Raw genomic sequence first — 10,503 nt, 5'->3', positions numbered from 1 at the left:
CCTCATTTTATAAGCTGATAGTTTTAAACTATCGGCTTTTTCTTTTCAGTAAACTAGCGACTAGCTAAATCAAGCTTGCAAAAGGTAGTGTAGGATTTATTGGTCTTGCTTACAAGGGGTATCAAAGCAATATTTTGAACGGCCTTCAGGTCGCTGTCTGTTACTAAAAGTAAAAGAAAAAACGAGAATAGGCATAAGTTTTAATTTAGATTAGTTGGTTAAACTATTTTAAAAACAAAACTATCTTCAATTCTTATGTTATAAGACATAACATAAGAATTAAAAAACTCTTGCATAAACTTACGAAAAGATGTATAATATAAAACAATTAAAGATAGGTAAGAGGTGCTGACATGACCGAATACAAGACAAAATTGCATCATAAGGGCCGTGAATATTACTATACTGATTTAAAACAAGCGAGTAAAGAATTAGGAGGAGATTTAGAGAAAATTCCTTACTCGATTCGTATATTACTTGAAAGTGTTCTTCGTAAGGAAGATGGATTGGATGTTACAAAAAATCACATATCTTCTTTGGCGAACTATTGTGCAGCATCCCCTAAAGGAGAAGTTCCTTTTAAGCCTAGTCGTGTGATTTTACAGGATTTTACGGGTGTACCAGTTGTAGTCGATCTGGCTAGTATGCGGGATGCTATCGTGGGTCAGGGTGGAAGCGCTGATTTAATCAATCCTGAGATTCCGGTGGATTTGGTTATTGACCACAGTGTTCAGGTTGACTTTTATGGTTGTGAAACGGCCCTAGAAGAAAATATCAACAAAGAATTTATTCGCAATAATGAACGCTATGAATTTCTTAAATGGGCAGAAAACTCTTTTGATAATTATCGGGCGGTTCCTCCTGCCACAGGCATTATCCATCAGGTCAATATTGAATTCCTTAGTGATGTCATCATCGAAAAGGATGGTCAGCTCTATCCAGACAGCATGTTTGGGACTGACAGCCATACGACCATGATTAATGGTATCGGCGTTCTGGGCTGGGGTGTCGGCGGGATTGAGGCTGAGGCAGCCATGTTAGGTGAGGCTTCCTATTTCCCAGTGCCTGAAGTCATCGGTGTTCGCTTGCTGGGTAAATTGCCGAAGATTGCGACGGCGACAGATCTGGCTTTAAAGGTCACGCAAATCTTGCGGCAGGAAAATGTTGTTGGTAAATTTGTTGAGTTCTTTGGGACTGGTTTGGCCAATCTGAGTCTGGCTGACCGTGCAACGGTTGCTAACATGGCACCGGAATACGGAGCTACCTGTGGCTATTTTCCGATAGATGAGGAAACCCTCAATTATATGCGCCTGACCAATCGGTCAGAAGATCATATCGAGCTGACTCGTCTCTATGCTCAAAAAAATCATCTCTTCTATAAAGAAACGGTGGAGCCGATGTATACGAAAGTAGTTGAGATTGATTTATCCAGCATTGTGCCGAGTATCTCAGGACCTAAGCGGCCCCAGGATTTGATTGAGTTGACAGCTGCTAAAGAAGAATTTCAAGCTAGTCTGGTCAGAGAAGCTGGTGTTCGAGGCTTTGGCTTAGATGAGAATGAGCTAGAAAAGTCTGCAGTAGTCCAGTTTTCTGACCATGAGGAGACGATTAAAACGGGTCATGTGGCCATCGCAGCCATTACCAGCTGTACTAACACATCCAATCCTTATGTACTCATGGCGGCGGGACTTTTGGCTAAAAATGCGGTGGAAAAAGGCCTACGCGTTTCAAAGGCGGTCAAGACTTCCTTGGCTCCCGGCAGCAAGGTAGTTACAGGCTATCTCAGGAAGAGTGGCTTGCAAGCTTATTTAGACCAGCTTGGATTCAACGTTGTCGGCTATGGCTGTACTACTTGTATTGGAAATTCAGGAAATCTTCTACCCGAAGTAGCTCAAGTGATTACGGACAGCGACTTGTTAGCTAGTGCCGTTCTTTCAGGTAATCGGAATTTTGAAGGGCGGATTAATCCTCTAGTCAAGGCAAATTTCCTAGCCAGCCCGCCTCTGGTGGTAGCTTATGCCCTAGCTGGAAATACCAATATTGATCTGACCAGAGAGCCATTGGGCTATGATCAAAAAGGTCAGCCTGTTTACTTGGCGGATATTATGCCAGATCACGACTTAGTTGCAGACTATGTACAAAAATATGTGACGCGTCAGCTTTTTGAAAAAGAATACGCTCATGTGTTTGATGACAACGAAAAATGGAATCAGATTCCGACGACTAAATCCAAAATTTATAATTGGAATCAGGCTTCTACCTATATCCAAAATCCACCTTATTTTGATGACTTAGGTGATGATTTAGCTATTCAGCCTCTGGAAAATTTGTCTGTTCTGGCGAAATTTGGGGATACGGTGACGACAGACCATATCTCCCCAGCAGGAAATATCGCAAGAAATAGTCCGGCGGCTTCATATTTGGTTGAACACGGAGTGGATTATCAAGAGTTTAATTCCTATGGCAGCCGCCGAGGAAATCATGAGGTCATGATGCGGGGAACGTTTGCGAATATTCGGATTAAAAATGAATTGGCAGATGGAAAAATTGGCGGCTATACAAATTATAAGGGTGAATTGATGTCAATTTATGAGGCAGCCATGCGCTATAAGGGCGATAAAATTGATACCATTGTCCTAGCAGGAAAAGACTATGGTATGGGCTCTAGTCGTGACTGGGCAGCCAAGGGAGCTAATCTTTTAGGTGTCAAGGTGGTTCTGGCAGAAAGTTTTGAAAGAATCCACCGGTCTAATTTAGTTATGATGGGAATTCTCCCGCTTCAGTATCTGGAGGGTGAGAACGCTGAAAGTCTTGGTTTGACTGGGAAAGAGACATTCAATATTGAACTGCCTCAGGATCCTCAAGTAGGTCAAATAGTTAAGGTTGTGGCTAGAAATGCTGAAAAAGAGCTCGCATTTAAGGTGCGTTTACGTTTTGATGCTGATGCGGATATTCGTTACTACAGAAACGGCGGCATTTTGCCGATGGTCGTTAGAAAGAAATTACAAGGGGTGTGAATATGAGTCAGACGGATGGTTTAAAAGATACAATCGCCTGTGATACGAGAATCAGCCAGATTGTGGATGACTCCCTGTCCTATGCAGGTTATAATATTTCAGAATTGATGGAGCACAATGCAAGCTTTGAAGAGGTGATTTATCTGCTGTGGAATTTGCATTTGCCAACTCAGATTGAACTCAAGCGTTTTATGGATGATTTGCGAGCCAATTACGCCATTAGCGACGCAGTGGAGCAGTGCCTTCTCATCCAGTCACGAAAGCATTTGCACCCCATGAGTGTTTTACGTTCAACGGTTAGTCTTCTGGGGGTTTACAATGTCCATGCGGAGGAAACGTCTCTTGAAGCAACCTATGAACAAAGCATTCAGCTTATGGCCAAGATGCCGACTATAATCGCAGCCTTTGCTAGATTGAGGACAGGTCATACTCCGATTGAGCCACGAGAGGATCTAGGTTTTGCGGCTAATTTCCTCTATATGCTCAAAGGAGAGGAAGCAAGTGAGCTTGAAGTTGAGGCCTTTAATCGTGCTCTGGTGCTTCATGCTGATCACGAACTCAATGCTTCCACTTTTGCAGCACGGGTCTGTGCGTCTACTCTGACTGATATTTATTCCTGCGTGACGGCGGCGGTTGGAGCGCTAAAAGGCTCGCTTCATGGCGGTGCCAATGAATGCGTTTTTGATATGCTAAAGGAAATCAGAGAAGAGGGAAATACACAGGCTTATCTAGAGCGAAAACTGGCTTCCCATGAGAAAATCATGGGCTTTGGTCACCGAGTTTATAAAACTCAGGATCCTCGGGAGAAGTATCTGCGAGAAATGGCAGAGAAGTTGACCAAGGGAACAGAAAATGAAGTCTGGTACCAGCTTTCAGAAGAAATCGAAGATTACATGAAACATACCAAACACCTGATTCCCAACGTCGATTTCTATTCGGCCACGGTTTATCATGTGCTGGGCATTGATAGCAGCATCTACACCCTTATTTTTGCCATGAGTCGGGTGTCTGGCTGGATTGCTCATGTTCAGGAACAACGCAAGAATAATAAGCTGATTCGTCCGCGTTCCAACTATATTGGTGCTCAGGATTTGGAGTACCTCCCAATTGGAAGGAGATAAGATGGCAGATAAAATTTCGTTTGAGAAGGGGAAGCTGTTGGTGCCAGATGCGCCCCTTATTCCCTACATTGAAGGTGATGGAGTTGGGGTAGATATCTGGAAGAATGCCCAGCTGGTCTTTGACAAGGCCGTAGAAAAAGCCTATGGTGGACAGAGACGGATTGTCTGGAAGGAAGTCTTGGCTGGTAAAAAAGCGGCAGACTTGAAGGGAGAATGGCTGCCGGATGACACACTGGCAACGATTAAGAGCCATCTAGTGGCTATCAAGGGACCGCTAGAAACCCCTGTCGGAGAAGGCATCCGTTCACTGAATGTCGCTCTGAGGCAGGAATTAGACCTCTACGCCTGTCTGCGGCCAGTTCGTTATTTCAAAGGTGTTCCCAGTCCGCTCAAGCACCCAGAGAAAACAGATATCACGATTTTTCGGGAAAATACCGAGGACATCTATGCTGGGATCGAGTGGGAGAGTGGATCGGTTGCTGTTAAAAAAGTTATAGATTTCCTGCAGAAGGACATGCAGGTTGACAAGATTCGCTTCCCAGAAAGCTCAGCTATTGGGATTAAGCCTATTTCTAGACAGGGAAGTGAGCGGCTGATACGGGCGGCCATTGACTATGCGTTAGCAAAAGGGCTGACGCGGGTAACGCTGGTTCACAAGGGAAATATCCAAAAATTTACCGAAGGCGGCTTTCGGAAATGGGGCTATGAACTGGCTCAAAGAGAGTATGCGAACGAGCTTGCTGCTGGGAAATTAGTCATTCAGGATGTCATTGCGGATAATTTTTTGCAGCAGATTTTGCTCTATCCAGAGAAATTTGACATTGTCGCCTTGACCAATCTAAACGGTGACTATGCTAGCGACGCCTTGGCTGCCCAAGTCGGCGGCATTGGTATTGCGCCAGGAGCCAATATCAACTACGAGACCGGCCATGCCATTTTTGAAGCTACTCATGGGACAGCGCCAGATATAGCGGGTCAAAATAAAGCTAATCCTTGTTCGCTTCTTTTGTCGGGTGCCCTGCTTTTTGACTATATTGGCTGGTCGGAAGCGGCTCATCTCCTTACTCAGGCTATTGAGAGGGCTCTCTTTGAGCAAAAAGTAACAGGGGATTTTGCCAGTCAGCTAGAAGGAATAGATGCCTTATCAACGAGTGACTTTGCTCAGGTTTTGTTAAAATACATAGAAGAGCAAAAATAGAGGAAAGTATGCTTTAGTGAGGTGAATCAGATTTTGCTGGGACTTGCCAAAGGAGAGATTGGTTCGAAATTCATCGGTAAGTAAGCAGCGGGGCTTGAATGTGTTGAGAAGGTTTACTTTAAGTTTTTCTAAAGATTTCTATAAGAAATGGTTAAGCTGAAAGCCTTATACTAGTGTCAACAAATAAGAAACGAGGGCAGTCCAATGACATATAAAGTTAAAGTAAATTATAAGAAATCATTCATCCGCTCCAAGCTAAAATCGACAGTCTAACCAGTATTCGTAAAAGAGGCAAGAAATAGATCCCCGTATAAAAATCTCACTAATTTTTCATATCATCTCCTAAATATAAAAAACCTTTTAAAAACCAAATTATCCAAAGAACAGGAAAACTCCTCTGTAAGCTGAGAGTCTAGCTAACAGAGGAGATTTTTTTATTTGCTGAGTAGCAAAGTCATTCTTTCTGCCGTTTGGCAAAGTCTACGAAGCGGAATTTATCTAATTTGTGCCGGCTCTCCGTATATTGAAATTGACGGCCGTCGGCTAGATAGACCAGAGATTTGACAGATACGACATGCTGGTCTCGACCGATATCCATGAGAATTTGGTCTTGGTCGTTGACATGATCGATTGTAATTTCTTTTCTGGCATAGGCAATGTTGAGCTTTAATGTTTCTTCCAAGTAGGCATAGATAGAATGCTCACCAATTTCTCTAGTCAGATCTGGCACCAAGCTTTTGTCCAAATAGTCAATATCCAAGACAGAAGCGATATTGTCGACCACTCGCTGCCGAACAATGCGCCAAACCAAGCGGTACTCTGGAAAGCCGGTTATTTTTGAGAGCTTTTTATCTACAGTGATTTTATCAAGACTGATAACATTGGTTTTGGACTGCATGTGATATTGCTCTACCAATTCTTGATAACTAGTCAAGTTAGAAACGGGGAAGTCTAGTTGCTCTTGCTTGACAACTTTGGAACCTTGCCCCCGCACTTTCTCAATCAGCCCTTCTTCTTGCAGGAGCGCTAAAGCCTTGCGAACGGTATCCCGACTGACTTGGTAGATTACCATCAGTTGATGTTCACTGGGAAGAAAGTCACCGAGCTGGTATTTTTCGCCTAGAATATCCCGTTCAAGCTGTTTGAATAATTGTTTGTATTTCTTCATAAACCCCTCGCTTGTATTCTTTTTATCGTACAACTGTTAAAATTTTAGCAAAAATATCGCTATTTTTCAACAAACAACTTGCATACAAGATTGTTATCGATTACAATTAAGTTTGTAAGCTAGTTAAGAAACTAGCGGCATCAAAATATAAGGAGAGTGCTGGATGATTTCCAGCCATAGGTCAAATGGGAAAATTTGAAAAGGAAGCCAAAGATTTGCTGAAGGCAATTGGCGGCAAAGAGAATGTCACAGCGGTCACTCACTGTGCTACCCGGATGCGTTTCGTTCTTGGTGACGACAAGAAAGCCAATGTCAAAGCCATTGAAGCCATCCCAGTTGTAAAAGGAACCTTTACCAATGCTGGACAGTTCCAAGTCATCATTGGAAATGACGTACCGATTTTTTATAATGATTTCACAGCTGTATCAGGTATCGAAGGTGTTTCCAAAGAAGCAGCCAAGTCAGCAGCTAAGAGTAATCAAAACCCAGTTCAGCGGGTTATGACGACCCTAGCTGAGATCTTCACTCCAATCATTCCAGCTTTGATTGTCGGTGGATTGATCCTTGGCTTTCGGAATGTCCTTGAAGGCGTGCATTGGTCTATGTTAGATGGGAAAACTATCACAGAAGTATCTCAATTCTGGGCTGGGATCAACCATTTCTTGTGGCTTCCAGGTGAAGCGATTTTCCAATTCTTACCAGTAGGAATCACTTGGTCTGTTTCTCGTAAGATGGGAACTAGTCAAATTCTTGGGATTGTCTTGGGGATCTGTCTGGTGTCACCGCAGCTGCTCAATGCTTACGCAGTAGCATCTACACCAGCAGCTGAAATTGCGAAGGATTGGGTTTGGGATTTCGGCTTCTTCACTGTCAATCGTATTGGTTACCAAGCTCAGGTTATCCCAGCTCTTCTAGCAGGTTTGTCCCTGTCTTATCTAGAAATTTTCTGGCGGAAACATATTCCAGAAGTGGTATCTATGATTTTTGTGCCCTTCTTATCATTGATTCCAGCTCTGATTCTGGCTCATACAGTTTTGGGTCCTATCGGGTGGGCAATCGGTCAGGGGATTTCAACAGTCGTTCTGGCAGGTTTGACTGGCCCTGTTAAATGGCTCTTTGGTGCTGTCTTTGGTGCCCTCTATGCTCCATTTGTCATCACTGGTCTTCACCACATGACCAATGCCATTGATACCCAGCTGGTAGCAGATGCCGGTGGTACTGGTCTTTGGCCAATGATTGCTCTATCCAATATTGCTCAAGGTTCAGCTGTATTTGCTTATTACCTTATGAATCGCCATGATGAGCGGGAAGCGCAAATTTCCTTGCCGGCTACTATTTCGGCTTACCTTGGTGTTACTGAGCCAGCCCTCTTCGGGGTCAATGTCAAGTATATCTATCCATTCGTTGCAGGGATGATTGGTTCATCTATTGCAGGTTTGCTTTCTGTAACCTTTAATATCACAGCCAATGCTATCGGTATTGGTGGTTTGCCAGGAATCCTTTCTATCCAAGCAAAATATATGATTCCATTTGCAGGGGTTATGCTTGTTGCAATCGCTGTACCAATGGTCTTGACTTTCTTCTTCCACAAGACAGGATTCTTGACCAAGACAGAAGAAGATCCAGAACTGCAAGCCGAATTTGCAGCTCAAGAAGAAGCAGAATTCGCTCATCAGGAAACAAAGCTTGTAGCATCAGTAGAAATTGTCAGCCCTCTTGCTGGTCAAGTAAAAGAGCTCAGCCAGGCAACGGACCCAGTATTTTCATCAGGTGTGATGGGACAAGGTTTAGTGATTGAGCCAAGTGAAGGTGAGTTAGTGTCACCTGTGAACGGTACGGTGACTGTTCTCTTCCCAACCAAACATGCCGTCGGTATCGTATCGGACGAAGGTGTGGAAATGCTTATGCATATCGGTATGGATACGGTCGGTCTAGATGGCAAGGGCTTTGAAGCCCATATTGCGCAAGGCGATCATGTGGCTATTGGACAAAAACTGATTAGCTTCGACATGGATGTCATAAAGGCTGCAGGACTCGTGACAGAAACACCCGTTATTATTACTAATCAAGATGCTTTCATCGCAGATATGAGTGGAGAATATCCTAGCCATATCAAACGCGGTGACAAATTGATGACAGCAAAGCGCATCTAAGAATAGTTAACTCGTGGGCTGGCGGCTCTTAGCCCCTCCCTTTTATCAAAAAAGGAGAAAATATGACGCTTGATAAAATAAAGGTTGTCTACCAAATTTATCCAAAATCTTTTAAAGACACGACTGGCAACGGTTTGGGAGATTTTCGCGGGATTATTGAAAAGCTTCCCTACCTGAAAGAGCTGGGAGTGGACATGATCTGGCTCAATCCTTTCTATCCGAGTCCACAGCGGGACAATGGTTATGATATTTCTGACTATACTGCGGTTGATCCTATCTTTGGAGATATGGCAGATTTTGAAGAGATGGTCAAGGTTGGCCAGCAGCATGGTATTGACTTTATGCTGGACATGGTTCTCAATCATTGCTCGATTGAGCATGAGTGGTTTCAAAAGGCACTGGCCGGGGATTCCTACTATCAGGACTTCTTTATCCTGCGAGATGAGCCAACGGACTGGCTGTCCAAATTTGGCGGCAGTGCTTGGGCTCCATTTGGCGATACGGGCAAATATTATCTGCATCTCTATGATATCACTCAAGCAGATCTTAACTGGCGCAATCCCAATGTTCGTCAAGAGCTCTTTAAAGTGGTGAATTTTTGGTGGGACAAAGGAGTCAAGGGCTTCCGCTTTGATGTCATCAATGTCATCGGAAAAGATGAAGTACTGAAAGATTGCCCAGAGCAGGAGGGCAAGCCAGCCTATACTGATAAGCCAATCGTCCATGACTATCTGCGTATGATGAACGAAGCAACCTTTGGTCAGGACGATTCCGTTATGACGGTTGGCGAAATGAGTGCTACGACGATTGACAATTGCATTCTTTACACGGCACCAGACCGGCAGGAGCTATCTATGGCTTTTAATTTCCATCATCTCAAGGTGGACTATGAAGCTGGACAGAAGTGGACTCTTAAGGCTTTTGATTTTGAAGAGTTAAAACGCCTCTTCCATACTTGGGGCAAGGAAATGAGCGATCACGACGGTTGGTCAGCACTTTTTTGGAATAACCATGATCAGCCGCGAGCTCTCAACCGCTTTGTCGATGTAGAGAATTTCCGCAATGAAGGGGCGACCATGCTAGCAGCCAGTATTCATCTGTCGCGCGGGACGCCTTATATCTACATGGGTGAGGAGATTGGCATGGTGGATCCTGACTATGACTCCATGGAAGATTATGTGGATGTCGAGTCTCTCAATGCTTACCAGAGTCTGCTTGCCGAAGGGCAATCGCCAGAGGCGGCCTTCAGGATTATCAAGGCTAAATCTCGTGATAATTCTCGGACGCCTATGCAGTGGGATGATTCAGTCAATGCAGGTTTTACAACAGGAACTCCATGGCTGAAGGCGGGTAAATCCTATCCGCTCATCAATGTGGAAAATGAAATCAAGGGCCCGATTTTTACCTTTTATCAGAAATTAATTGGTTTGCGTAAGGAACTGCCTATCATCGCAGAAGGTAATTATCAGCCAGCCTATGAGGATAGTCCTCAGGTCTATGCCTTTGAGCGGGAGTGGCAAGGACAAAAACTTTTAGTCCTTAACAACTTTTATGCTGATCCGATTACCGTGGACATCCTGCCGGATTATCAAAGCGGTCAGGTTCTCTTATCCAATTACGGCAAGACTCAGATTGATCATGTAATGACCCTGCAGCCTTATGAAACCTTGGCTATTCTGGTAAAATAATGATTTAAATCAGATTAAGCTTCTTTTAAGTATGGTGCAGTAAACTAGAAGCATCAAATGAAGACCTCTAAATTTATTTGATAAAAGGGATTCTCTAGTGTAGCTGCTGGCAAATGTCAATAGCTACAGTCCCATACCTTTCTTTTTCAGGCTCTTTG

Annotated in this window: 6 protein-coding genes; 5 read left to right on the top strand and 1 reads right to left on the bottom strand. The window is 43.8% G+C overall.

Annotation, left to right across the window (positions count from 1 at the left end):
• Positions 1–353 precede the first annotated feature (353 nt).
• The 3 genes from acnA to icd are packed head-to-tail and all read left to right on the top strand — an operon-like array spanning position 354 to position 5,336.
• On the top strand, positions 354–3,017 hold the full coding sequence (gene acnA / locus STRDD04_RS04675; RefSeq protein ID WP_062199770.1) for an aconitate hydratase AcnA: 2,664 nt from the start codon (positions 354–356) through the stop codon (positions 3,015–3,017).
• A gap of 2 nt (positions 3,018–3,019) precedes the next feature.
• A complete protein-coding gene (locus STRDD04_RS04670; RefSeq protein ID WP_062199768.1) occupies positions 3,020–4,138 on the top strand; it encodes a citrate synthase in 1,119 nt (372 codons plus the stop codon).
• Entirely contained in the window at positions 4,125–5,336 is a 1,212-nt protein-coding gene (icd, locus tag STRDD04_RS04665; RefSeq protein ID WP_062199766.1) for an NADP-dependent isocitrate dehydrogenase, read from the top strand. Before STRDD04_RS04670 ends, icd begins: the two co-directional genes overlap by 14 nt.
• A 454-nt stretch (positions 5,337–5,790) precedes the next feature.
• On the opposite strand, the gene treR is transcribed toward icd, so the two are convergent.
• Entirely contained in the window at positions 5,791–6,504 is a 714-nt protein-coding gene (treR, locus tag STRDD04_RS04660; RefSeq protein ID WP_062199764.1) for a trehalose operon repressor, read from the bottom strand.
• Between the two features lie 185 nt (positions 6,505–6,689).
• Here treR and treP point away from each other — a divergent pair, with 185 nt between their 5' ends.
• Positions 6,690–8,657, top strand: coding sequence for a PTS system trehalose-specific EIIBC component (gene treP, locus STRDD04_RS04655; protein ID WP_062199762.1), 1,968 nt, complete (start codon positions 6,690–6,692; stop codon positions 8,655–8,657).
• A 62-nt stretch (positions 8,658–8,719) separates the two neighbouring features.
• Complete coding sequence (treC, locus tag STRDD04_RS04650) at positions 8,720–10,345, top strand: alpha,alpha-phosphotrehalase (protein ID WP_062199760.1); 1,626 nt, start codon at positions 8,720–8,722, stop codon at positions 10,343–10,345.
• Positions 10,346–10,503: the final 158 nt, after the last annotated feature.

The sequence above is a fragment of the Streptococcus sp. DD04 genome (assembly GCF_001578725.1).
Classification (GTDB): domain Bacteria; phylum Bacillota; class Bacilli; order Lactobacillales; family Streptococcaceae; genus Streptococcus; species Streptococcus sinensis.
Note: the sequence above shows the minus strand (reverse complement) of the source record. Positions and strands in the feature narration are given on the sequence as shown.